Below are 22,966 nucleotides of genomic sequence, written 5' to 3'. Positions count from 1 at the left end.
GCGACATAGAAAGTGCCGGGCGCAAGAGCCGCGTCCTTTTGTTTTATTCGCACCACCGGAGCGCAAGCCATGGCCTTTCTCGCCGATGCCCTTTCCCGGGTCAAACCATCCGCCACCATCGCTGTCAGCCAGAAGGCACGGGAACTCAAGGCCAGTGGCCGCGACGTGATCGGTCTTGGCGCAGGCGAGCCGGATTTCGATACGCCGGAAAACATCAAGGCAGCGGCAGTGGACGCGATCAACCGTGGTGAGACCAAGTACACGCCGGTGTCCGGTATTCCGGAACTGCGCAAGGCGATTGCGGCCAAGTTCAAGCGCGAAAACAATCTCGATTATGACTGGCAGCAGACCATTGTCGGCACTGGCGGCAAGCAGATCCTGTTCAACGCCTTTATGGCGACACTGAACGCCGGGGACGAGGTTGTCATCCCGGCACCCTACTGGGTGAGCTATCCTGAAATGGTCGCGATCTGCGGCGGAACACCGGTTTTCGTCTCGACCACGATCGAGAATGATTTCAAGCTGACGCCGGCGGATCTGGAAGCGGCGATCACGCCCAAGACCAAGTGGCTGATCTTCAACTCGCCGTCCAACCCCTCGGGGGCGGCCTATTCCGAGGCCGAGCTCAAGGCGCTCACCGATGTGCTGTTGCGCCATCCGCAGGTCTGGATCCTGACCGACGACATGTATGAGCACCTGACCTATGGTGATTTCGTCTTCACCACGCCGGCCCAGATTGAACCTTCTCTCAAGGACCGGACGCTGACCATGAACGGTGTGTCCAAGGCCTATGCAATGACCGGCTGGCGCATCGGCTATGCAGCGGGTCCGCTTGAGCTGATCAAGGCCATGGACATGATCCAGGGCCAGCAGACCTCGGGTGCCTGCTCGATAGCCCAATGGGCAGCCGTCGAGGCGCTCAACGGCACCCAGGAGTTCATTCCGGCCAACAAGGAGATCTTCCGTGGCCGCCGCGATCTTGTGGTTTCGATGCTCAACCAGGCCAAGGGCATCAAGTGCCCGACACCTGAAGGCGCGTTCTATGTCTATCCGTCCTGTGCAGGGACCATTGGCAAGACAGCGCCGTCGGGCAAGGTGATCGAGTCCGATGAGGACTTTGTGACCGAACTGCTTGAAACCGAAGGCGTGGCTGTGGTGCATGGCTCGGCCTTTGGACTGGGTCCGAATTTCCGGATTTCCTACGCGACCTCGGAAGAGTTGCTTGAGGAAGCCTGCAAGCGCATCCAGCGCTTCTGCGCAGCGCTTCGCTAAACAGCGGTTCGGCTACAGTCCCTGTGGCGAATTCGGCCGCTGCCGTTTGAGATCAGAAAACGCCGCCCGTTCAAGCAAACGGGCGGTGTTTTTCATGGATTGAGTGCTGCTTTGAAACGGGCGTTCATCGTGTCACGCGGGCTGTGGCGCCGGAACCAGTGTGCGCAGGGCTCCTGCATGCAGAATAAGCTCGACTTCGCGCTCCAGTGCAACGATCTCCCCGTCGATGGCCGCCTTGAGGCTTTTGGGAGGTGAGGGGAATTTGAGCGTGACCCTGGGTTCCGTTCGCACATCGACATTCGGGTTGTCTTCAAGCTTTCCGCGCGCTGCATCCAAGGTCATGCGGATCACGCTTGCAGTCCCGAGCGCAGCGGAGCAGGAAATGCCCAGCACGCCGGTATCAAGCCTCTCCGCATAGGGTGCAGGCAGTTCCGTGAGCACATTGTTGGACACGGATATGGCGGACAGGGTCTGCCGCTGCGTGTGCGAGTCGATGGTGAGTTCGAGATCAAACCGCGGTGGATCGAGAACGACCTTGCCCAGAGCCGCGAGCGTCGACGCAAGCTTGCGCAGTCTGGTTGATGTGTTCATCCCGGACCGCAATTTGACCAGCCTCGAATGCAGGCCGACCGAGTACTGGTGAATGAAGGGGCGCCCGTTGGCCGTGGCTATGTCGAGGTCGCGGGACGTCGCGGTGGTGAGCGCTTCCACGGCGGCAATGGGATCCAATGGCAGGCGCAGGCTTCGGGCAAACAAGTTCATGGTGCCAAGCGGCAGCACGCCCAATGTCTTTCCGGCGCGAAAGCAGGTGGCTGCGGTCGCGGAAACGGTGCCATCTCCACCGGCAGCTATGATTGTCCCGGTTGTCTTGTCGCCGGCCGTCTCTTGGAGCGCGCCAATGAGGTCCACGCCGGAGACCAGCTTGACCGTGCATTGCTCGCCGGTGGCCTCAAGCCGCTTTGCAACCAGTTCAGCGAACTGCTTGCTGTTCATTCCGCGGCTGGTGCCACCGCTCTGATTGAGAATGAGGGTCGTTCGCTTGGGGTCTGTCATGTGATCGAGGTGGTCCCTTGAGCCATGTGGCCGGTGTCGCTGTGGCCATAGCCGCTGTGAGAATGACAGCTGCAGCAGGGCCGGAGTGTTGCATGCTTTCCGGGCTGGGTGACCACAAAAACTGATTGCAAAAAAAATGGGCCGCGAGATTTCTCTCGGGCCCAATAGGTATGAAGGTCAAAAACCTCCAGAGGGGAACAGCTCATGCGGTGGCACTGGGAGGAGTAGGCCACCAAAGGTGCATCAGCTGTAGTCGATATGGTGCTTTATTGAGCATTCAGCAAGAGGGAAGAGCGCATGCCAGCCATGTTGTTAACGCATGGCTGTATTATTGCCTAAAAAAACAGCAAGCTTGTGTTTGCCGTATTTTTTTGCGGTGGGTGCTGCGGGCCACTGCCGCCGCCCTTCGATCAGAAGTTCCAGTTGCGCGCCTTTGAGACCAGGAAATCCCGGAAGGCCTTGAGTTTCGCAGCGTTTTTCATCTCTTCCGTATAGCAGAAATAGGTATCGAAGGATGGAATGTCGGCAGGAATGTCCAGCTGCACCAGCGCCAGATCACGGCTGATCATATAATCGGGCAGCAGTGAAATGCCCGCACCATTGATGGTGGCGCGCCTGATGGCCGGCAGGTTGTTCACTTGTAATTGTGCGATTCGCGGGTTGTCGGGTGTGCGTCCAGCCTGCTCGAGCCAGTTCACATCGCGCAGATAGTTGGGTGCGGGCTCGCCGAAGGTGATGATTCGGTGGTTGTCCAGATCCTCCAGCGTCTTGGGTTCGCCATGACGGGCAAGGTAGGAGGGGGCGGCATAAATGTGGAAATGCACCGTGAACATGCGGCGCTGGATCAGGTCCGGCTGCTGGGGCTGGCGCAACCTGATGGCGCAATCCGCCTGGCGCATGTTGACGTCAAGCTCTTCATTGTCGAGCAACAGCTGAACCTGAACATCGGGATAGAGTGCCTGGAACTCCTGGACCTTTTCCGTAAGCCAGGCCTGGCCAAGACCGACAGTCGTTGTCACCCGCAATTTGCCGGAGGGGCGTTCGCGTGTCTCGGTGAGCTGGTTCTTCACCGCTTCGAGCTTCATCAGCACTTCATGAGCGGTCTGGTAGAGGATCTCGCCCTGCTCGGAGAGGATCAGGCCGCGGGCATGGCGGTGGAACAGTTTGGCGCCGATATCCATTTCCAGCGACGAGACCTGGCGGCTGATCGCAGACTGTGACAGATGCAGCTTCTCCGCCGCATGGGTGAACGAGCCGGCCTCCGCGGCCGCGTGAAAAATGCGCAATTTATCCCAGTCGAGCGGCACCATGTCGATTCTTGTCCCCTCTGACCGTTTGCCGGTCTAGATGTGGCGCGGTTCGCGCCTTATTCGGCGGCCTCGGCATGCCGGACCACGCCGGCCAGGTAGCGTTCGGCTTCCAGCGCCGCCATGCAGCCCATGCCTGCGGCGGTCACGGCCTGGCGGTAGATGTCGTCGGTCACGTCGCCAGCGGCAAAAACCCCGGGCACATCGGTGGCCGTCGAGTCCGGCGCGGTCCAGAGATAGCCGTTCGGCTTGTGCTTGAGCTTGTCCTTGAACAGGCTGACCGCCGGGGCGTGACCGATCGCGACGAATACGCCGTCAATGGCCATGTCGGTGATGTCGCCGGTCTTGCGGTTCTTGAGCTTGACGCCATTGACCGAGGCGGGCATTGGCGGCTGCGCCGGCGCGCCGAGATATTCGATCACTTCGGTGTCCCAGATCACCTCGATGTTTTCCTTGTCGAACAGCCGCTGCTGCAGGATCTTTTCGGCGCGGAATTCATCACGGCGGTGAACCACGGTCACCTTTGCTGCAAGATTGGAGAGATAGAGAGCCTCCTCAACGGCGGAATTGCCGCCGCCGACGACAATGACGTTCTTGCCGCGGTAGAAGAATCCATCACAGGTGGCGCAGGCGGAGACGCCAAAGCCCATGAAGTCCTTTTCGGTGGGGATGCCGAGCCACTTGGCCTGCGCGCCGGTGGCGATGATCAGCGAATCGCAGGTCCACACCGCGCCGGAATCCGTCTTGATGGTGAATGGACGGTTTGTCATTTCGACCTCGGTGACCAGATCATTGACGATCTCGGCCCCCACATGTTCAGCCTGCTTGAGCATCTGCTCCATCATCCACGGACCCTGCACGGGATCGGCATAGCCTGGATAATTTTCCACATCGGTGGTGATCATCAGCTGTCCGCCCTGTTCCATGCCGGCGATCAGCACAGGGTTGAGCAGCGCGCGCGCGGCATAGATTGCGGCCGTATAGCCGGCCGGTCCGGAGCCGATGATGAGAACGGGAACGTGGCGGGCGGTCATGGCGGTTTCCTGAAACAGTGTTGCGAGCGGGCAGTGTGGGCCAACTCCGGTAAAGCAGCAATGGCAAAAGCTGCAATCGGCAGCGGGCGCAGCGGCTTCCTTTGGAGTGTCATTTAGGGATGGCTGCCGGTGAGTTTCAAGCTCACCAACACGGTTACGCACAGAACTTCGCCCTGCAATGGCCGCAGATGGCTTTACACGGGCGGCGCGCTGGCGCAATAAAGTTTCGTCGCAGCGTATGAATTGCTCTTGAGTCTGCGCCGGTAGAGTTGTCCATACGGGAAGCGAAAGATGACCATCAAGGCCGAACTTGATACGATCGACCTCAAGATTCTGCGCGAACTGCAGCGTGACGGGCGGATCACCAATGTGGAACTGTCAGAGCGGGTGGGCATTTCCGCGCCACCATGCTTGCGGCGGGTGCGCAAGCTCGAACAGGCGGGTTTCATCCGCGGTTACCGTGCAGTGCTGCACGCGCCCAGCCTCGGCTTTGACCTGGTGGCCTTTTGCACGGTTGGCCTCAAGCATCAGTCCGATGCAAACCTCAAGGCTTTCGCAGCCATGACCAATCAATGGCCGATCGTGCGGGAAACCTGGATGGTCTCGGGCGAAAGCGATTTTCTGCTGCACTGCGTGGCCCGCAATCTCTCCCATTTCCAGGATTTCGTCATCGAGGAACTGACGGCTGCAGAAAATGTCGACACGGTGCGGACCATGCTGACCATCCGTCAGGTCAAGGATGAGGGCCTGGTGGCAATCTGATTTTCGGGCCTGACGACGGGGCTTGGGGCCGGGCCGGGTTTCAAGGGCTCTTCTGTCAGGCTTCCGACCAGAGCTGATGATAGACCGCGTTGATGGCATCGGCCTCCGCGGCGACACTGAAGTGGCTTGCTGCCCGCTCACGTGCGGCCTCTGCCATAGTGCGATGGCGCTGCGGATCAGACAGGATTTCAACTGTCGCCGCAGCGGCGGCCTCCGGATCGCCATCGGTGACAATCGTTCCGGCCGCGCCGTCCCCTGAAAACGTCTCGAACCAGCCCGCATTGCTGGCAACAAAGGGCACGCCGGAGGCCATCGCCTCGAGCGGGGTCACGCCGTACCCCTCATAGCGTGGCAACGCCACCAACAGGCTGAGCCCGCGGATCAGGCCGGGCATGGTGTCAGCCAGCACTTCACCGGGAAACAGAATCCGTTCGCTGAGCCTCGCTTCTGCAACCCTGGTCTTGAGCGTGTCGAGAAAGCCCGCATGTTCATGGGCGGCCTTGCCGATGACAAGCGCCGTGTGTCCCGGAAGTGCGGGAAACGCCCTGATCATGGTGTCGACAAAGCGGTCGGTGCCCTTTTCCGGGCGGATCCGCCCGATTGTGGCAATGCCTGCCGTTCCCGGCTGGCCGGTGGCTGCCCAGGCTTCGATCCTCGATTCTGCGGGGTGAAACCGGCCGATGTCGACGCCGTGGGGCGCCACCGCGCGGACATGCGGGACAAATTCGGCCGCTGCCGGGGTGGTGGCGATCACCGCGTCCATCTTCGAGATCAGCCATCGAGGGATGAGGCTGTGGCGGCGCTGGGCCGCGGAGGTGAAGACCAGCCTGATGGGCAGCCGCAGCACATCGCGGGCGAAGATCCCGGCGCGCATTTCCGGGTTGCGGCGCACATGCCAGATATGAAACGGCTTGCCCGGCGGGAGCGTTCGCGACAGCTTGACGGCCTGGCGGAAGCCGATCGGTTCGGGGCATCCGGGCAGGGAACCGCCCACCAGCTTGAGGGCGTAATGTTTTTGTTGCTGGCGGACCACCGCCGCGGCCGTGGCCGATACGCCGGTGAAGTTGCGGTGCATGTTGAGCACGAACAACGGGTCCGGCCCCGCCGTGTTGCCGGTGTGATTGCCGGCTGGGCGAGGGCTGGAGCCGTTGTCTTTGCTCATAGTGTGCTCGGGTGTTTGCCGCAGGGGGCGCTCAGCCCCACTTGACGGCGAGGATTTCGTAGGCCTTGGAGCCACCCGGGGCGACAACCTCGATGGAATCGCCGACGGATTTGCCGATCAGGGCGCGCGAAATCGGCGAGGAGATCGAAATCCGGCCCTGCTTCACATCGGCTTCCTGGTCGCCGACGATCTGGTAGGTCTTTTCCTCGTCGGTGTCCTCGTCAACGAGGCTGACCGTGGCGCCGAACTTGACGGTGTCGCCGGACATCTTGGAGACATCGATGATTTCCGCGCGCGAGGTATAGTCCTCAAGCTCGCCAATGCGGCCCTCATTGTGGCTCTGGGCTTCCTTGGCCGCATGATATTCCGCGTTCTCGGACAGATCGCCATGGGCGCGGGCTTCTGAGATCGCCTCGATGATACGCGGCCGTTCGGATTGCTGACGCCAGCGCAGTTCTTCCTGCAGCTTGGTGTAGCCTCCTTGCGTCATCGGAACCTTCTCAACCATTAGTCTTTTCCTTGTTCCTCTTGCCTGCCGCTGTTTTTGAAAGAGCGGCAGAAAACAAAAACGAAACGGCTTCCGAAGTGGACACTTCGAAGCCGTTCCAACGTTTCCATTCCCCAGCCTTAACAAATCTGCCAGAAAAATTCACCAGAAAAAAATTTGACCGGTTTTGCCCCCAATTCCCCGGTGAAAACAGATGTTTTGGCGAATTGTTGCATCGGTGTCATGATGATGCCGCAGAGCTTATTTTCCTGATCCTGCAATTGCGGAGAGTGCAATGACAAACGTTCTGGTTGCCACCCTCAATCTCTATCATTTCGCAGCTCCCGGCATTTTCTGGCATGCGCGAAAACCCACAGCGACCTATTCGCAAGCCGAATGGGACGCCAAGAAGAACTGGATCATCACGCTGCTGTCCGAGATGAACGCCGATGTGATCGGGCTTCAGGAAGTGGTGTCCCAGGACGAGTTGAAGGCACTGCTGGCAGCCAATGGCTATCCCTATTTCTACTGCCCCGTGGCGCCCGCCTTTGATGCGGATGACCCTGAAATCTATGTCAACGCAACCGTGGCGATCGCCTCGCGCTATCCCTTTATCAGTGCAGAACCGCTTTCCGGTGTCGCCGGTGTGCCCCAGGACACGGTGATTGACGAGGATTTCAGGTTTTCGCGCACGCCGGTTGATGCGGTGATCGATCTGCCCGGCATCGGCCAGACCCGCTTCTTCGTCTGCCATTTCAAGTCCCAGGGCGCTTTTGTCGATGACGAGATCATCGACGGGCTGGCCGATTGGGGCGACAAGATCCGCACCACCTATATGGAGCGCGCCATGGCGGGCGTGAACCAGGTTGCCAAGCGGGCGGCGGAGGCCGGTGCCATTTACCGGATGTTCCGCCAGTCGATCGATGCCGATGCCGACGCGCCGGTGATCCTGCTGGGCGATCTCAATGAGGATCCGGCGTCGCACACGATCTCGATCCTGACCCAGGCCGACCGGGTCTGGTCCTGGGGCAGCGTTGCAGCCAACGGCATCCCCGACCCCTTCGCCTTTCTCAAGCATGTCTACAAGCTCTATGATGCCTTCAACCTGGTGCCGATGCAGGGCTTTGTCCGGCCCAACACCCATGGCGGTGTCGGTTCGGGGTCGACGCTTGATTATGTGGTGGTGTCCAACGGCCTCAACCCGAAGAATCCGCGCCGCCGCGGCGAGGTGGCCAAGGTCGAGGTCTATGACGATCATTTCGCCGCCGGGCTGCCCAAGGACCGCTCGTCGGACCACGCACCGGTGATCGCCACGATCAAGAGTGTTGGCGGATGATCGCCTTGCCTTTCTTGGTCCGACGCCGTTTGCTGAACGGGCAACAAAGGAGCCAGATCATGCGCCACTCAGGCCTCGCCATGCTGTTTGGGCTTTTGCCGATGTTTGCCACGCCGGCATCGGGACTTCAGAAATTCGAGCAGTACCGGATCATGGGTAGCGAGATCAGCGCGGTCCGGATCGGGCCGCAGGAGGTTGAGGATCCGGAGACGCTGATCATTGAACTCGTGTCGGAGACATCCGAGCCGGTCGAGATCATGCTTGAGTCCGACGGAGATCTCGAAGAATGCAAGCTCACCATTGAATATGCCATTGGTGACAAGGGCAGCTACATTCAGATTACGCAACACCTCACCGCCGATACGATGAACGGGGTGATGGTTACGGAATGCGCGAGGATCTCGATTTCCGGCTCTTGATTTCAACAGTGTGCAGCCGCACAAATAGGTTCTGAAACAGGCGTTTCCTTCCCGCCTTGTTCCCGGAGCATTCATGCCTTTTCGATCTGCGGCCCCCATTACCGATCAATCCCCGGTCACCTTTTCCGATCCGCTGCCTTCCGAGGTTGATGTGGTGATTGCCGGCGCTGGCGTGATCGGGATCATGAGCGCGCTTTATCTCAGGCGGGCCGGACTGTCCGTGTTTGTGGTCGAGAAGGGCCGGGTGGCGGGCGAGCAATCCTCGCGCAACTGGGGCTGGATCCGCCAGCTCGGGCGCGACGAGGCTGAACTGCCGGTCATGATGGAAGCCTCAAGGCTTTGGGAGCAGATCGACGGCGAGACCGGCAACGCCACCGGCTTTCGCCGCACCGGGATCATGTATCTGGCGAGCACAGACGAAGAGATGGAACAGCGGGCCAAATGGCTTGATGTGGCGCGCCGGCATCAGCTTGATGTGCGGGCCATAGATGGCGACGAGGTTGCTGGCCGGATCGACACCGGGCCCGGCGGCAGGCGCTGGAGAGGTGCCGTCTGGTCGCCCACCGATGCCCGTGGCGAGCCCTGGGTTGCGGTGCCCGCGGTGGCGGCGCTGGCCCACAGCGAAGGTGTCGGTATTCGCGAGAACTGCGCGATCCGGACACTGGAAACCAAGGCCGGAAGCCTGTCCGGCGTGCACACGGAGGATGGCTTTATCGCCGCCTCGCAGGTGGTGGCTGCGGGTGGTGCCTGGACATCGCTGCTGTTGCGCAATCAGGGCATCTCGCTGCCGCAGCTCTCGGTGCGCTCGACGGTGATGCGCACCGCGCCGATGCCCGAAGTTTATGATGGTGCTGCGCTCGACGAAGAGCTGGCATTGCGGCGGCGCGAGGATGGCAGCTACACCCTCTCGGCGCTCGATGCCCATGACCTGCTGATCGGCCCGGATTCGTTCCGGCATCTCGCCACCTGGCTGCCGCTGGCGGCGAAGGTGCTGGGCCAGACCCGGTTTCTGCCGAAAGCCCCGAAACACTATCCCGATGCCTGGGGCACCGCGCGATCCTGGGGTTCGGGTGACGAGACTCCGTTCGAGCGCTGCCGCGTGCTCGATCCGAAACCCAATGCGAGCCGCACTGCTGTGCTCAAACGGCGCTTTGCGGCGCGGTTCCCCTCGCTCGGGGAGCCGGAGATCACCCATGCCTGGGCCGGCATGATCGACGCGATGCCCGATGTCGTTCCGGTGGTCGACCGTGCGCCCGCGCTTGAAGGCCTGATCATCGCCACCGGCATGAGCGGCCATGGTTTCGGCATCGGGCCCGGTTTCGGCAGGGTTGTGGCCAACATCGCCACCGGCCGGCCCACCGGCCACGACATCTCGCGTTTCCGCTTTTCGCGCTTCACCGATGGCAGCAAGCTGGTTCCCGGTCCTGCGCTGTAAAGCGATGGACCCATTATGATCAGGTCTTGGGCGGGACGGCCGGTGGCGTGCGCGTCTTCACCACTTCATAGGTTCCGGGCAGGTTCGGCGGCTTGTAGTCGGGGCGTTTGTCCAGCCGTTCGATCACGGCTTCGTGGAGCTTTGCGCCCTCGGGGATCTTGCGGTGGTCGAACAGCGGAATGTAGAAATTGCCGAGCCTGAAACGGATGCGGAAGGCGGTCGCCATGATCTTGCGGGGCAGGAACTCGGCGATCGGCCAGCCGCCCCGCATGGACTGATTGATATCGGCGAGCGGATCGGGGCCCGTGTAGTCCTTGGTGCGCTTGGTGGCCTCGTCCCGGGCAAGATCCTCGTCCGGTCCGGCGCGGTCTCCGGTCCGCTTGCCATGCACCAGCAGCTCGAACACCGTCTCGTCACCGATGATGCCTGCGGCCTCCGCCTCGCGGAAGAGCCATTCCAGCGGGATCTTGGCAAGGCCGCTTTTGGCATCGGGATAGCCGCCGCCGACATCGCCATGGCAGCCTGCGAACCAGACCTCCTCGAAATCCTGCGGCTTTTTGACAAAGCCCTTCTTGCGCCTCGACCATTCCTCGTAATCCTGCCCGGGTTCCCACAATGACGGCTGGAAATAGGTCCGCTGTTCGTCGATGGCGACGGCGTGGCGGACGATCTTCACCCGGTCGTTCTGGTTGGTGTAGGCTTTCTGGGTGGTGGTCAGCCAAGGGAAATCAGACCTGGCATCAAACACCGAAGCAACAGTGTCCCAAAGACCGAGGAACTCGATGCGCGCGCCATGGCCGCCCAGCACCTTCTGGTAATGGCCGATCTCTGCGGAAAAATCCTTGCTGCCGGGCTGGCCGAGGCGGGTGTAGGCACGCCAGGCAAAGCGCAACAGATGCAGCTGTTCGCGCCGCACCAGCCCGAAAATGCGGATGAAACCGGTGAGCAGACGCGCGGTGTAGGCGCCGCGCGAAAAGCCCAGGACATAGATCCTGTCGCCAAACTCCCAATTCTCGACCAGGAACTGGTAAGCCTCCATCACATTGTCGGAAATGCCTGCGCCGGTGGCGAGCCCCATGATGATGCGGATGTTCGACCGCAGCTGCCGCCACCAGCCAATCAGCCCGAAGGTGCCGACGCCGGGCTGGTAAAACACCAGCTGCTTCTTCGACCGCTCGAGGCTGCCATAGAGCCTGAGCACATTGGTGCGGTCACCGGAGATCTGGTTCGACGTGCCATCCAGAAGGATGACAATGTTCTTGGCCATGGCGCGGCCCTCCACCAGAGGCATGATACGCGAGAAGGAGGAGGGGTGCAATTAATGGGGGAAGAGAGAGTTCCGAGATGAACTTGCCGTGCAGGCCCTCAGGCAGCGTCGGCCATACCAGGCGCCGGGGTTACGGCGGCGACCACGGCGTCGGTTGAGAGGTCCAGAAAGACAGGATCCTGCCGCAGGGCGTCAAGCGTACGGGGGGCAGGACGCTCGCCATTCCAGTCTTCAAAGGCGAATCCCAGCGCGTTTGCGGCTTCGCTCATTGCCTCGTCAAGGGTGTCGGCGACGGTGGTGACGCCGGGGACATCCGGGAAAGACACGCCGAACCCGCTATCGGGTTCCTTGTGAATGAGGGCGATGTAGTAAGCCATGGTCTCAGTCCTTGGGCCAGCGTGCTTGCGTGTAGATCGAGCGAACGGTTCCCACCGGAATATCCTTGCGCGGATGGGTGACGATCACAATCCTGCCGTCCGAAGGATGCCGGAACTTGTGGTGAGATCCCCGCGTCGAGACCAGCACGAAACCATCAGACTTCCGGCGCTTGATGATATCGCGGCTGTCTCGCAGCATCAACTCACCCCTCAAGCAGCCGGAAAATAACTCTGCAGCGGATGCACTTCCAGGTTTCCGGCCTTCAGGGCGGCGATCGCCTTGGCGGCGGAGAGGCTGCCGGCCATGGTGGTGAAGTAGGGTACTTTCTGCATCAGCGCGGCGCGGCGCAGCGACTTGGAATCCGAGATCGTCTTGGCGCCTTCGGTGGTGTTGAGCACCATCTGGACCTGGCGGTTGCGGATCGCGTCCTCAATGTGTGGACGGCCTTCCATCACCTTGTTGACGCGCTCGACGGCAAAGCCCTGCTCGCTCAAATAATCGGCGGTGCCGGCGGTGGCCATCAGCTTGAAGCCGTTGCCGGTGAGGATCCGGACCGCCTCAACGACGCGCGGCTTGTCCTCGTCGCGCACCGAGACGAACACGGTGCCTGAGCGCGGCAGCTCGTTGCCCGCGCCGAGCTGGGCCTTGGCAAAGGCCAGCGCATAGTCGCGGTCAAGACCCATGACCTCGCCGGTGGAGCGCATTTCGGGCCCGAGCAGCGTGTCGACGCCGGGGAACTTGGCGAAGGGGAAGACGGCCTCTTTCACGGCGATGTGGTTGAGCTTGCGGTGGTCGGGCACAGCGCCATAGGCGGCAAAGGCGTCGGCCAGGTTTTCGCCCGCCATCACCCGGGCCGCCACCTTGGCGATCGGCGCGCCGACGGTCTTGGCGACGAACGGCACCGTCCGCGAGGCGCGCGGATTGACCTCGAGCACATAGATCACATCGTCCTTGATGGCATATTGGACGTTCATCAGACCGCCGACATTCAAGGCCCGTGCAAGCGCCTCGGTCTGGGTCTCGAGCCGGTCAACCATCTCGGGCGACAGCGTGTGAACTGGCAGCGAGCACGCCGAGTCGCCCGAATGGATGCCGGCTTCCTCGATGTGCTCCATTATGCCGGTGACATTGACGTTCTCGCCGTCGCAGAGGCAATCGACGTCCACTTCGATGGCGTTGGTCAGGTAGCTGTCAAACAGCAGCGGGTTGGTGCCGAGCAGCGTGTTGATCTGGCCGGTCTTGTCATTGGGATAGCGCGCCTTGATGTCCTCGGGCACCAGTTCGGGCACTGTGCCGAGCAGATAGTTGGACAGACCGGCCTCGTCGCGGATGATCTGCATGGCGCGGCCGCCAAGCACATAGGACGGGCGGACGACCAGCGGGAAGCCAATGTCGGTGGCGACCAGCCGGGCCTGCTCGACCGAATAGGCGATGCCGTTGTTGGGCTGGACCAGATCGAGCTTGGTGAGAAGCTTCTGGAACCGGTCGCGGTCCTCGGCCAGATCGATCATGTCGGGCGCGGTGCCGAGAATCGGGATGCCGGCCTTTTCCAGCGCGTCGGCGAGCTTTAGCGGGGTCTGGCCGCCAAACTGCACGATCACGCCCAGAAGCGTTCCGGCTTCTTTTTCCTTGGTGAGGATTTCGAGCACGTCCTCGTCTGTCAGCGGATCGAAATAGAGCCGGTCGGAGGTGTCGTAATCGGTCGACACGGTTTCCGGGTTGCAGTTGATCATGATCGCCTCGTAGCCCGCATCTTTCAGCGCGAAAGCAGCGTGGCAGCAGCAATAGTCAAACTCGATGCCCTGGCCGATGCGGTTCGGGCCACCGCCGAGGATGACGACCTTGGTGCGGTCGGAGACGCGCGCCTCGCAGGCGAGGCTGCCTGCAAAAGGGGCCTCGTAGGTCGAATACATGTAGGCTGTGGGCGAGGCGAATTCGGCGGCGCAGGTGTCGATGCGCTTGTAGACCGGGCGCACATCCATGTCGCGGCGCAGCTTGGCCACTTCATGGGCGCGCTTTCCGGTGAGCGAGCCGAGCCGGGCATCGGAAAAGCCCATGGCCTTGATCTTGCGCATGTTCTCGGCATCGCCCGGCAGGCCGTGCTCGCGGATGCGGGCTTCCATATCGAGAATATCGGACATCTGGGCCAGGAACCACGGGTCGATCTTGCAGATCGAATGCACCTCTTCTGCGCTCATGCCTAGCCGCATGGCCTGCGCCACCATCCTCAGCCGGTCCGGCGTGGGCGTGCCGATGGCGGCCTTGATGGCGTTGTCGTCATCGCCTTCACCGAGGCCGGGGATTTCGATTTCGTCGAGCCCGGTCAGGCCGGTCTCAAGTCCGCGCAGCGCCTTTTGCAGGCTCTCGGCAAAGGTACGGCCAATGGCCATGACTTCGCCCACCGATTTCATCGCGGTGGTCAAGAGCGGTTCTGCGCCGGGGAATTTTTCAAAGGCAAAGCGCGGGATCTTGGTGACGACATAATCGATCGAGGGTTCAAACGAGGCGGGTGTCGCACCTTGCGTGATGTCGTTTTCGAGCTCGTCGAGCGTGTAGCCGACGGCGAGCTTGGCGGCGACCTTGGCGATCGGGAAGCCGGTGGCCTTTGATGCCAGGGCTGACGAGCGCGAAACCCGCGGGTTCATCTCGATGACCACCAGGCGGCCATCCTTGGGGTTGACCGCGAACTGCACGTTGGAGCCGCCGGTTTCAACGCCGATCTCGCGCAGCACCGCGATCGAGGCGTTGCGCATGATCTGGTATTCCTTGTCGGTCAGCGTCAGCGCCGGCGCCACGGTGATACTGTCACCGGTGTGCACGCCCATCGGGTCGAGGTTCTCGATCGAGCAGATGATGATGCAGTTGTCGGCGGTGTCGCGCACCACCTCCATCTCGTATTCCTTCCAGCCGAGCACCGATTCCTCGATCAGCACTTCGGTGGTGGGCGAGGCATCGAGCCCGCGCTCGATGATCTCGTAGAATTCCGAGCGGTTGTAGGCAATGCCGCCGCCGGTGCCGCCCATGGTGAAGGAGGGCCGGATGATGGCGGGCAGGCCGATCAGGTCGAGCGCCTTGGCGGCCTGGGCCATGGCGTGGCTCATGTAGCGCTGCTTGCGGTCGGTTTCGCCAAGATTCCAGGTGTTTTCGAGCGCATCGAGTGCTGCGTCGAGGTCATCGCCGGAGAGCTTGGCGCGCAGCCCGGCCCGCTCGCCCTCGTGCAGCTTGCGGTCGGTGTCCTTGATCTCGGTGGCGTTGGCGAGGAACGAGCGCGGCGTCTCAAGCCCGATGCGCGCCATCGCCTCGCGGAACAGCGCCCGGTCCTCGGCCATGTCTATTGCCGCCGGCTTGGCGCCGATCATCTCGACATTGTAGCGCTCGAGCACGCCCATCCGCTTCAAGGACAGTGCGGTGTTGAGCGCGGTTTGGCCGCCCATGGTCGGCAGCAGCGCGTCGGGGCGTTCGCGCGCGATGATCTTGGCCACCACTTCGGGCGTGATCGGCTCGATATAGGTGGCATCGGCGAGGCCCGGATCGGTCATGATGGTGGCCGGATTGGAGTTGACCAGGATGACCCGGTAGCCCTCTTCCTTGAGCGCCTTGACGGCCTGGGTGCCGGAATAGTCGAACTCGCAGGCCTGCCCGATGACAATCGGTCCCGCACCGATGATGAGGATCGACTGGATATCGGTGCGTTTTGGCATGGTCAGGGTCCCTGTTGCGCGGACTTCGCGCAAAAAGCCCCCCGCCGGAATTCAACCGTTCGGGAGACGCCATGCGCAATCTGTGAGGCTAGACGCGGCTTATAGGGAAATCTTGGCCCGGGCGAAACCCCAAAACGGTGTTGTTAAGGGGAAAGTGGCCTTTCGGCGGGTTTGTCCAAAGTGCAATCCGACATAGAAATCAAATCATGCCGCAAAGCTGCTGTCCGGACCAAATGCAGCTGCCACTTTCAAGAATGCGGAATGCTTGTGCTGCGCCTGCCGCTGATGGTTAATGATTTCTATATGTGGTTTCTGTTAACTCTATGATATTACGACGAAAAATTAACATGCAAGTAGTGTAATATTAATATCCATCCGCTAAAAGTAGCTGCAATTTTTTACGGAGATGCAGATGCATTCAGTCAGCCAATATCTTCGCAGCCGCGATGGAAATTTTGGATTGCTAGCTGGTTTGGTCATGGTGGCACTTGTCTGGGTGGCTGGCTTGGCGGTTGATTTTTCCAATGCATTGAGGGTGAAGACGACTGCCCAGGATATCGTTGATGCGACGGTGCTACGTGCAACCCGCGACATCATCGAAGAGGGGAAGACGCTCGCGGAAGCTGAGTTGAGCGCCCGCAAATATTTTGATGCCGAATTGGCGTTCAGTTCCGGTGTTGGCTTGGAAGTCTCAACTTTCACGTTGACCCAGGGCGTCGACGGTATTGTCAAACTCGGTGTATCGGGAAAAACCTCGACGAGCCTGCTCAAGGCGGTCGGGCGTGAAGAGATACCGGTTTCCGTCGATGCAGCCGCCCATGTCGGTGGTGGCAGCGTTGAAATCGCGATCGCCTTTGATGTTACAAATTCCATGGGTTTTGGGACCACTTGGGGCGAGGCCACTTCGGTGATCGCCTCGGCGCTCAACGCTCTTAAGGCCAATTCCGGAAGTATGGCGCTGACCTTCATCCCCTTTACCGACCGCGTGAATGTTGGAATGGGGCGTGCCAATCTGCTCAACCCGGGTGACCAGACTGCCGTTAAGAAGGGCGGCTGGGGCGGGTGCGTTGATGTCAGGGCAACAAAGAAAAAGAACAAGGGAGAGACGGAGTATTTCATGCCAGACTCGGCACCGGAGAAAGGCGACCGATTTACAAAGTTCGACAACGGGACCCCGGCCGCGCACAAAAGCGGGTACAAGCTTGCCTGCAATCCGCAATCGATCATCGGACCAACTTCCAATGTCAGTGATGTGACTTCACAACTTGGCAAGTTGACCAAAGGCGGTACTGGCCGCTTTGATCTCGGCTTTGCCTGGCTCTGGTATGCCTTGTCGCCCAATTGGAAGGGGTTCTGGTCGGGTGGTGCACCTGCCGACAACGGTGTCAATCTGGCGGACTATCCGACCGCCTCCACCAACACCAGGAAGATCGCGGTGCTGGCGACGGACGGGCTGACAAACGCCTATGTCTATGAATATGGCAAAACCAACCTGGCGGGCTGGAACACCGGATCCAAGGACCACTTCGAAAATGTAGTCGCTATCTGCAAGAGCATGGCTGCACAGAAGATTGAGGTTCATGTCATGCACGTAAACGGCAACGACAAGGCTGAACCATATTTCCGCGAGTGCGCATCGGCGACGGGCGGTGGTTACTACAAGGTCGCCTCCAAGCAAACGCTGGTCGATGCCCTTACCGGTATCACCAACGGCGGCGGAAACCTGCGGCTCGTCAACTGACGGTGTGGCTCCGCCGACGTCAGGGGGCAACGCGATCTTCGCTTGAGGTGAAGTTGCGTTGCCCGCGTGATTGGTTTTTTTGGCAGGCTTTTGCCGATGTTTCCAGTTGGCGAGGAGGCCGGCGAAACTCCCTTTAACTCAAGCCTGTAGAAATCGTCGCAATCGGTGGCGGCTGAGACCCCAGTCCTGACCTATAAGGCGTCCACAAGGCTTGTGACAAGACCACCGTTTGTCTGATCTGCCGGCCAGAGGCCAGTTGCATACTCCCATTTTGTTTTGAGCACCGCACAGACAACTCGGCGGAGTGCATTGTGGTCCGGAAGCCGGTCTTGGTCGTGCGGATTCGCCATCTTGCCTTCGCAATCAAATCTCTGGGTGTTCAGCTCAAACAATATCTTAACTTGCATGGGGCATTGTCGGTCTTCGAAACGCCGGTATGCGGAGTGAAGGTGCATGACACGAGAACTGAAGGTTCTGCGAATGCAGATGCTGTTCGGGGTGCTGGCCAGCGGTGCGCTCATCATGGTGATGTTGCAGGCTTCCAAGATCACTCTTGATTGGGGCTCGCTTCTGTCGCCGGCAGGGTCTTTGGCCTTGCTGGTTTTCGCGGCAATTGTCTGTCGAAGGCGCGGTTTCGAGAAATCTTCGCTGATCATGGAGGTCCTGGCTGGTGGAGTTGCCTTCTCGATCCTGGTGTTGCTTTCCACCTATCTGGTGATTTCACTCAATACACCGACGGCTGATGCCAGCCTGATTGCGCTGGACCAGTGGATGGGATTTGACGGCGTGGCATTCATACGTCTTGTCGACGGCATGCCCTGGCTGTCATGGGCGCTGATGCATGCTTACGCATCATTTGCGTTTCAGCTTTTGTTGTTGCCGATGTTGCTGATCCTGTTTGGTCAGCCGTCGCGGGCTTTCGTCCTGGTCCTGGCCTATGCAGCGGTTGGCTATATCGCCAGTGTTGTTTCGATCTGGTTTCCTGCATTGGGGTCACATGTGGTTTATGGTATTGACCCGTCTTCCCTGTCATCGATCAATGCGCATTTCGGTCACGCCTTTCTCTCCGAGTTCCATGCGGTCCGTGAGCAGTCAGAGTTCGTTTTCTCGCTCGATGCAGCGCAAGGAATTCTGACCTTTCCCTCGGTCCATGCCGCTGTTGCTTTGATATGCGCCGTTTGCGCCTTCAGCGTTCCGTTGCTGCGGTATCCATTCCTTGCGCTCAACATCCTGATGGCGGCTTCCACACTGACCCATGGCGGCCATTATATTGTCGATACTCTTGCGGGCATGGGTGTTGCCGCTTTGGCGCTGTATTGCGCCTTCGCTCTGTCCAGGGTCCCGGCCTATCAAGGCGTTGCCTGGGCGGGTGTCCGTGGTGAGCGGCGCGCCTGAACCACTGCTCATTTCTGTTTTCTCTGCAGATCCATGAGCCATTCCACCACGTCGGCCTTCTCGTGTTCAAATCGTCGGAACGCGGTCATCGGGAAACGGGTGTTGCTGCGAAAGGTTTGGCAGCGACAGGCCTGGACAAATTGGTAAGCGTCTTTGACCGGGGTGTGGAAGGATTCAGCAGCAGAGTTCCGATATAGTTGGCTGCGGGCATCTGCTGTTGCCAATCCTGCTCTGCTGCCTGTCCCATCAGCTGGGCCAGCGAGCCGTATCGGTTGTGGCCCAGGGGGTTGGGATCCTGTAGTGATGTGATGTCGACAATGCGCACAAGATCAGCTCGCGCTGCCCTCTTTGTCAGAGGCGCAGCGGCACTGATTTGGCCCACGCGCGGCCGCTTGCTGCCTAACAGACTTGAAGCGACAAGCGCCTTGTCTTCCTTCGAAACCAGCAGGGTGATTGGGATGGGCAGGGGGCCGATGTCGCGCAGCTGGGATTCAAACAGATCGACGTCGATGTCTGCAGCTGCAAGCACGATTTCCATCCTGTTCAAAAGATCATCGCGCCCTTCAAATTTGAGCTGACGCACAGCCTCTACCGCAAGCATCGCTCCCATGCTGTGCGCGAAAATCACGACATGCTTCACCTTGGGCGCTTTGTTGACCGTTTCGAGCAATGCCGCCAGTTCGGTTCGCGAAGCCAGCGCGGCATCGCGATCTGCGACATAGCCTGAAACGCTTGCTGTCGAGGGCCACGAGAACAGGACTGGAGGGCTCAATTCGCCGGCATCGGCAGCCAGCTGGGCGGTTCTGAAAAGGGCTTCCTGGTAGGTGTAGTTGTAGCCATGAATGAACACGCAGAGTGTTCCGTCATCGTTGGTTTGCGCGTTCACATTCTCAATGAATGCGACTTCACTCAAGGCCTTCCTTTGCGTCACAAAATATTGCCGCTCCGGATCAATTTTTCTGGTCGGGTAGACAATATCGTTCACCTTCCGCTTGGCTGGGATTGAGAACGAATACTGCTCGAATGTCAGCGAGTCACTTCGCCTGTCGGGCTTGTTTTTTCTGTTCTCGTGGAGTCTGCGGTTTGTGGACGTCAGTATTGTTCTTTGTTGTGTTCCTGGTGTGGTGATCGCCACTGGCTCCAGGACATCACTCGCCGGACGTGTGGCGCATCCGCCCGCAATCAAAATGGATGCGAGCAGGATGGCGGGACCGCAATGCAGTCTCCCTGGTATGTTCGAGCAGGCATTTCGCATCCGGAAGCGCTTGAAGATCATGGTCCGCTGCCTTGTGCCCCGCAGTTTTCAAATGGCAACATAGACAGCGCCGGATAGCCCCTATCGCTGCGTTTATCTCCCAGCCTTGTCGGTCCATTCCGGCGGGGCGCCGACCATGCTGCCGACCATGCCGGGAACGCCGGGTGCGCGGCCGAAGGTGTTGCAGGCGGCGTATTTCGGCTTGCCACCAAAGAAGGCGTTGATCCGCTGCCTGGAGGGCATGCTGATGTCGATTGCCGCGGGCGCCTTGCCCTTGATCAACAGCTTGGAGAAGCTGTCACCATAGGCTGCGGCGAGTGCGTAGGCGTCACCCACCTGAGACAAGCGCGGACTGGTGGTGATCGAGTTGGCGCCCTTGGCCCACACCATGGCGGCAAGCTGGTTGTTTTCCGGCCCCAGCACCTCGCCTTCGACGGCCAGGCCGCCGAGGCCGAAGGGCAGCCGCGGAACGCTGACCGGCAGCACGAAGCTGCTTCCGAACGAGACCGCGGTTGAAACGCCGGCCAAGGCCTTGTTGGTGGGCACGATGCCGGTGACGACGTTGCGCACCGTGAGATCGGCTGGCTGGTCGGCCGGCACGATCACATATTTGTCGCTGAGCGCCACACAGATCGCCCGGTCGAGCGCATTGCGGACCAGCAGGCGGTCTTGTGGTTTTGTGATCTTGCCGGCAGCGGCGCCCGAGAACGCGGCGGGCAGTATGTGTACGGTTCTTGCAGCGGCAACGGCGGGCTTGTCGACAAAGGTCCGGGATTTGGTCAGCTGTCCGGTCTTCTGGCCGAGATTGCTGTAAGAGGACAATGCGCCAGTTTCGGTCAGATCAACGCTTGTGCAACCCGTGGTGAGGGCAGCGGTCGTGATCAGGCATCCCGCAAGCATGGCTTTTCTGCGGGATGCGCCTGTGAGCCTGTCCGCCAGGGCCGCGCCTTTGCGCGCCTCGGCGGGAGAGGTGTCTGTATCAATCATGTCAGATTTGTTTCCCTGGTTCAGGTGGGAGTGTCGTCGAAGGCAGCACCTGGTCCACGTTTCCGGCCCGGCTGCACTTGAGCTCGACGTGAAGCTAGGCCTTGGTTCCAAACGAATCATCATCTCCGGCGTTGATCCAGTCTTTCTCGGAGGTTGATGTTGAAGTGAACGATGTTCAGGGCGCTGAAAACGGTCCGAGGGCTTGACCGATCTCGCCAGTCTTACGTCTTGAAGGCGTGTTATTGGGATGTTTAAGTATCTGAAATTTATGTGTTTTTCTCGTAAAAAGGATCAAGCACATTCTGTTCTGGAGTCGCTTTCGCGCATCGCATCGCTGCCTGTAAACGGGCTGTCAGGCCACTCGGCCTGATCAAAGCAGATGTCTCGGAGCGCCACGATATTGCCACCTTGTTCGACATCGGTCCGTCATTGCCTCAATGTTCGGGCAAACCTTGGTCGATTTTATGGCAGCCGGGCTTTTGCCAGCATCACTTTCCCCGTCGCTGCAGATCCATGAGCCATTCCACCACATCGGCCTTTTCATGGTCGAACAGGCGGAACGTCGTCATCGGGAAATGATCGTCCTTGAGGAACTGCTCGAACCAGGCGCGGTCACGGCCGTCGATAGCGACGATCACTGAATAGGGCGGCGCCATGTCGGGGGTGAGCTGTTCGCCTTCGCGGACATGGCAGTCGCGGCACCATTCATCGACCACCTTCTGGCCACGCGCAATAGCGGCCTCGCCGGCCAGCGTGGGCGTGACGGCCAACAGTGCGGCTGCCATCAACTTCATAAGCATCGATGGCAGTGCGAACACGAGCATACGGACAGGCAGCGGGTGCAATCTGCTTGGCACCGGTACGTCAACGATGATCTTCATCGGGGGCTCGTTCGTTTGTGCGGATCCAGGTGATGTCATTGCAGCACCATCATGCATCCGCGCTAGGCGCGCCATGATCGGGATCAATCAGCGCCCGGCATCATTTTGCAATCCTGCGGCCCCAGCGCGCCCTGACCTTGTCGAGGTGGCTGCGGCTGACCGGCAGGGTCTCGCCGTCTGCGGTCTCAATCTGCAGGCGCGGGTTCTTGCCGGTTTGCCGGCTGATCCGCTCGATGCCCTGATCGCCCACCCAGTGTGAGCGGTGGATCTGCAGGCCGGTGTTGCCGCCTGTCTCGGCGATCGCGTCGCCCAATCGCATCAGCAACAGCTCCGAGCCTTTGGTGGTGACCGCGCGCACATAATGATCCTGCACCTCGAGCCTGATCAGTGCTCCGCGCTTGTTGGCGGGAAGCCGGTCCAACAGGGCAGGGCGTTGCGTTGGGGGTCCGGCCTGTGGTGATGGTGGCGCGGCCGGGCGCTCGGCGGTTCCGGTTTCGGTCTCGGGGGATGTGCGGGGATTGGCGCTGTCCGGGCGGGCTTGTGCGTCATCGCCTGAAACCGTCTTGCCGCCGCTCATGCTGAGCCAGCTGAGCAGGCAGAAGCCGATCGAAATCGGGGCCGAAATCAGGACGTTCCCGCCGATCCTGGCGAAGTTTAGCGGTGTGTGGAGAATGGCGGCATTGATCACCGTGATCGCCAGTCCGATCGGCAAGGCTGCAACGATTGCGCCTATGAGCATGCGGTAAAGCCGGTTGCTTATCCGCGACGCCAGAGCCGCGTCAAACAGGGCGACGAAGACCAGCGCGGTGCTCCAGGTCGCGGCATGAAGCATCAGCCAGTAGCCAAGTCGGGTGGGCAAGGCCAGGCGCTCATAGGTGCCGAAGGGACCGGTCAGAACAAATAGGCCAACCACCAATGCGAAAACCATCCAGAGCCGTGGATGGCTCAACAGCGTGCGCAGTTCACGAAGCGTGGATTGCAGCATCGTGTCGCTCACGAAGTTCTCCGGGTTACAGGCGCATAAGGCGTTGAGGGTGTGTGTGGACCATGGCCGATGGGGGCAGCTTTTGCAATCCGGTTGCCTTGCGGGGGAT

General features: G+C 60.4%; 20 protein-coding genes. 7 read left to right on the top strand and 13 right to left on the bottom strand.

The annotated features are described in order from the left end of the window. The first annotated feature begins 69 nt into the window (after positions 1-69). Positions 70-1,272: a pyridoxal phosphate-dependent aminotransferase gene (locus HPDFL43_RS16345; protein ID WP_007198496.1), complete on the top strand. Its 1,203-nt coding sequence runs from the start codon at positions 70-72 to the stop codon at positions 1,270-1,272. A 132-nt stretch (positions 1,273-1,404) separates the two neighbouring features. On the opposite strand, the gene HPDFL43_RS16340 is transcribed toward HPDFL43_RS16345, so the two are convergent. The 3 genes from HPDFL43_RS16340 to trxB all read right to left on the bottom strand — a co-directional run bounded on the left by HPDFL43_RS16340 (position 1,405) and on the right by trxB (position 4,666). Beyond that, on the bottom strand, positions 1,405-2,325 hold the full coding sequence (locus HPDFL43_RS16340) for a diacylglycerol/lipid kinase family protein (RefSeq protein WP_007198495.1): 921 nt from the start codon (positions 2,323-2,325) through the stop codon (positions 1,405-1,407). Between the two features lie 410 nt (positions 2,326-2,735). Beyond that, positions 2,736-3,635 (bottom strand): LysR family transcriptional regulator, encoded by a 900-nt coding sequence (locus tag HPDFL43_RS16335; RefSeq protein WP_156970306.1) that lies wholly within the window; start codon positions 3,633-3,635, stop codon positions 2,736-2,738. 56 nt (positions 3,636-3,691) lie between these two features. Continuing rightward, a complete protein-coding gene (gene trxB, locus HPDFL43_RS16330; RefSeq protein WP_007198493.1) occupies positions 3,692-4,666 on the bottom strand; it encodes a thioredoxin-disulfide reductase in 975 nt (324 codons plus the stop codon). Between the two features lie 291 nt (positions 4,667-4,957). Between trxB and HPDFL43_RS16325 the strand changes: the two genes are divergently transcribed. Then, positions 4,958-5,428: an Lrp/AsnC family transcriptional regulator gene (locus HPDFL43_RS16325; protein ID WP_007198492.1), complete on the top strand. Its 471-nt coding sequence runs from the start codon at positions 4,958-4,960 to the stop codon at positions 5,426-5,428. A gap of 55 nt (positions 5,429-5,483) precedes the next feature. Here the strand turns inward: HPDFL43_RS16325 and HPDFL43_RS16320 are convergent, their stop codons facing one another. Further along, positions 5,484-6,590 (bottom strand): glycosyltransferase family 4 protein, encoded by a 1,107-nt coding sequence (locus tag HPDFL43_RS16320; RefSeq protein ID WP_007198491.1) that lies wholly within the window; start codon positions 6,588-6,590, stop codon positions 5,484-5,486. Positions 6,591-6,621: 31 nt separating this feature from the next. Beyond that, on the bottom strand, positions 6,622-7,098 hold the full coding sequence (gene greA / locus HPDFL43_RS16315; protein ID WP_007198490.1) for a transcription elongation factor GreA: 477 nt from the start codon (positions 7,096-7,098) through the stop codon (positions 6,622-6,624). A 274-nt stretch (positions 7,099-7,372) separates the two neighbouring features. Here greA and HPDFL43_RS16310 point away from each other — a divergent pair, with 274 nt between their 5' ends. From HPDFL43_RS16310 to HPDFL43_RS16300, 3 genes are all read left to right on the top strand, one after another. Beyond that, positions 7,373-8,413: an endonuclease/exonuclease/phosphatase family protein gene (locus HPDFL43_RS16310; protein ID WP_007198488.1), complete on the top strand. Its 1,041-nt coding sequence runs from the start codon at positions 7,373-7,375 to the stop codon at positions 8,411-8,413. 59 nt (positions 8,414-8,472) lie between these two features. Next, positions 8,473-8,832, top strand: a complete 360-nt coding sequence (locus tag HPDFL43_RS16305; protein ID WP_040449289.1) for a hypothetical protein — start codon at positions 8,473-8,475, stop codon at positions 8,830-8,832. Between the two features lie 73 nt (positions 8,833-8,905). Then, positions 8,906-10,267 carry an NAD(P)/FAD-dependent oxidoreductase gene (locus HPDFL43_RS16300; RefSeq protein WP_007198486.1) on the top strand — a complete coding sequence of 454 codons (1,362 nt, stop codon included), beginning with the start codon at positions 8,906-8,908 and terminating at the stop codon, positions 10,265-10,267. Positions 10,268-10,286: 19 nt separating this feature from the next. On the opposite strand, the gene HPDFL43_RS16295 is transcribed toward HPDFL43_RS16300, so the two are convergent. The 4 genes from HPDFL43_RS16295 to carB form a co-directional block, all read right to left on the bottom strand. After that, positions 10,287-11,534, bottom strand: a complete 1,248-nt coding sequence (locus HPDFL43_RS16295; RefSeq protein WP_040450392.1) for a DUF2235 domain-containing protein — start codon at positions 11,532-11,534, stop codon at positions 10,287-10,289. A 98-nt stretch (positions 11,535-11,632) separates the two neighbouring features. Then, positions 11,633-11,911, bottom strand: coding sequence for a type II toxin-antitoxin system HicB family antitoxin (locus HPDFL43_RS16290; RefSeq protein WP_007198484.1), 279 nt, complete (start codon positions 11,909-11,911; stop codon positions 11,633-11,635). Positions 11,912-11,915: 4 nt separating this feature from the next. Further along, positions 11,916-12,110, bottom strand: a complete 195-nt coding sequence (locus tag HPDFL43_RS16285; RefSeq protein ID WP_007198483.1) for a type II toxin-antitoxin system HicA family toxin — start codon at positions 12,108-12,110, stop codon at positions 11,916-11,918. Positions 12,111-12,121: 11 nt separating this feature from the next. Continuing rightward, a complete protein-coding gene (gene carB / locus HPDFL43_RS16280) occupies positions 12,122-15,613 on the bottom strand; it encodes a carbamoyl-phosphate synthase large subunit (protein WP_007198482.1) in 3,492 nt (1,163 codons plus the stop codon). 406 nt (positions 15,614-16,019) lie between these two features. Between carB and HPDFL43_RS16275 the strand changes: the two genes are divergently transcribed. Together HPDFL43_RS16275 and HPDFL43_RS16265 are read left to right on the top strand one after the other, a co-directional pair. After that, positions 16,020-17,354, top strand: a complete 1,335-nt coding sequence (locus tag HPDFL43_RS16275; RefSeq protein WP_007198481.1) for a pilus assembly protein TadG-related protein — start codon at positions 16,020-16,022, stop codon at positions 17,352-17,354. Between the two features lie 453 nt (positions 17,355-17,807). Next, positions 17,808-18,749, top strand: a complete 942-nt coding sequence (locus tag HPDFL43_RS16265) for a phosphatase PAP2 family protein (RefSeq protein ID WP_084594693.1) — start codon at positions 17,808-17,810, stop codon at positions 18,747-18,749. Positions 18,750-18,834: 85 nt separating this feature from the next. On the opposite strand, the gene HPDFL43_RS16260 is transcribed toward HPDFL43_RS16265, so the two are convergent. From HPDFL43_RS16260 to HPDFL43_RS16245, 4 genes are all read right to left on the bottom strand, one after another. Next, entirely contained in the window at positions 18,835-20,025 is a 1,191-nt protein-coding gene (locus HPDFL43_RS16260; RefSeq protein WP_007198477.1) for an alpha/beta hydrolase, read from the bottom strand. Between the two features lie 72 nt (positions 20,026-20,097). Continuing rightward, positions 20,098-20,991: a DUF3313 domain-containing protein gene (locus HPDFL43_RS16255; RefSeq protein ID WP_007198476.1), complete on the bottom strand. Its 894-nt coding sequence runs from the start codon at positions 20,989-20,991 to the stop codon at positions 20,098-20,100. A 488-nt stretch (positions 20,992-21,479) separates the two neighbouring features. Next, positions 21,480-21,872: a c-type cytochrome gene (locus HPDFL43_RS16250; RefSeq protein WP_245271058.1), complete on the bottom strand. Its 393-nt coding sequence runs from the start codon at positions 21,870-21,872 to the stop codon at positions 21,480-21,482. A 100-nt stretch (positions 21,873-21,972) separates the two neighbouring features. After that, a complete protein-coding gene (locus HPDFL43_RS16245) occupies positions 21,973-22,869 on the bottom strand; it encodes a LytTR family DNA-binding domain-containing protein (protein ID WP_169743261.1) in 897 nt (298 codons plus the stop codon). Positions 22,870-22,966 lie beyond the last annotated feature (97 nt).

This window comes from Hoeflea phototrophica DFL-43, from assembly GCF_000154705.2.
GTDB classification, from domain to species: Bacteria; Pseudomonadota; Alphaproteobacteria; order Rhizobiales; family Rhizobiaceae; genus Hoeflea; species Hoeflea phototrophica.
Note: the sequence above shows the minus strand (reverse complement) of the source record. Positions and strands in the feature narration are given on the sequence as shown.

Excerpts from the sequence above, each read along its gene's own strand:
- HPDFL43_RS16345 (WP_007198496.1), top strand. The coding sequence starts at position 70 with ATGGCCTTTCTCGCCGATGCCCTTTCCCGGGTCAAACCATCCGCCACC.
- HPDFL43_RS16340 (WP_007198495.1), bottom strand. The coding sequence starts at position 2,325 with ATGACAGACCCCAAGCGAACGACCCTCATTCTCAATCAGAGCGGTGGC.
- HPDFL43_RS16335 (WP_156970306.1), bottom strand. The coding sequence starts at position 3,635 with ATGGTGCCGCTCGACTGGGATAAATTGCGCATTTTTCACGCGGCCGCG.
- trxB (WP_007198493.1), bottom strand. The coding sequence starts at position 4,666 with ATGACCGCCCGCCACGTTCCCGTTCTCATCATCGGCTCCGGACCGGCC.
- HPDFL43_RS16325 (WP_007198492.1), top strand. The coding sequence starts at position 4,958 with ATGACCATCAAGGCCGAACTTGATACGATCGACCTCAAGATTCTGCGC.
- HPDFL43_RS16320 (WP_007198491.1), bottom strand. The coding sequence starts at position 6,590 with ATGAGCAAAGACAACGGCTCCAGCCCTCGCCCAGCCGGCAATCACACC.
- greA (WP_007198490.1), bottom strand. The coding sequence starts at position 7,098 with ATGGTTGAGAAGGTTCCGATGACGCAAGGAGGCTACACCAAGCTGCAG.
- HPDFL43_RS16310 (WP_007198488.1), top strand. The coding sequence starts at position 7,373 with ATGACAAACGTTCTGGTTGCCACCCTCAATCTCTATCATTTCGCAGCT.
- HPDFL43_RS16305 (WP_040449289.1), top strand. The coding sequence starts at position 8,473 with ATGCGCCACTCAGGCCTCGCCATGCTGTTTGGGCTTTTGCCGATGTTT.
- HPDFL43_RS16300 (WP_007198486.1), top strand. The coding sequence starts at position 8,906 with ATGCCTTTTCGATCTGCGGCCCCCATTACCGATCAATCCCCGGTCACC.
- HPDFL43_RS16295 (WP_040450392.1), bottom strand. The coding sequence starts at position 11,534 with ATGGCCAAGAACATTGTCATCCTTCTGGATGGCACGTCGAACCAGATC.
- HPDFL43_RS16290 (WP_007198484.1), bottom strand. The coding sequence starts at position 11,911 with ATGGCTTACTACATCGCCCTCATTCACAAGGAACCCGATAGCGGGTTC.
- HPDFL43_RS16285 (WP_007198483.1), bottom strand. The coding sequence starts at position 12,110 with ATGCTGCGAGACAGCCGCGATATCATCAAGCGCCGGAAGTCTGATGGT.
- carB (WP_007198482.1), bottom strand. The coding sequence starts at position 15,613 with ATGCCAAAACGCACCGATATCCAGTCGATCCTCATCATCGGTGCGGGA.
- HPDFL43_RS16275 (WP_007198481.1), top strand. The coding sequence starts at position 16,020 with ATGCAGATGCATTCAGTCAGCCAATATCTTCGCAGCCGCGATGGAAAT.
- HPDFL43_RS16265 (WP_084594693.1), top strand. The coding sequence starts at position 17,808 with ATGACACGAGAACTGAAGGTTCTGCGAATGCAGATGCTGTTCGGGGTG.
- HPDFL43_RS16260 (WP_007198477.1), bottom strand. The coding sequence starts at position 20,025 with ATGATCTTCAAGCGCTTCCGGATGCGAAATGCCTGCTCGAACATACCA.
- HPDFL43_RS16255 (WP_007198476.1), bottom strand. The coding sequence starts at position 20,991 with ATGATTGATACAGACACCTCTCCCGCCGAGGCGCGCAAAGGCGCGGCC.
- HPDFL43_RS16250 (WP_245271058.1), bottom strand. The coding sequence starts at position 21,872 with ATGAAGATCATCGTTGACGTACCGGTGCCAAGCAGATTGCACCCGCTG.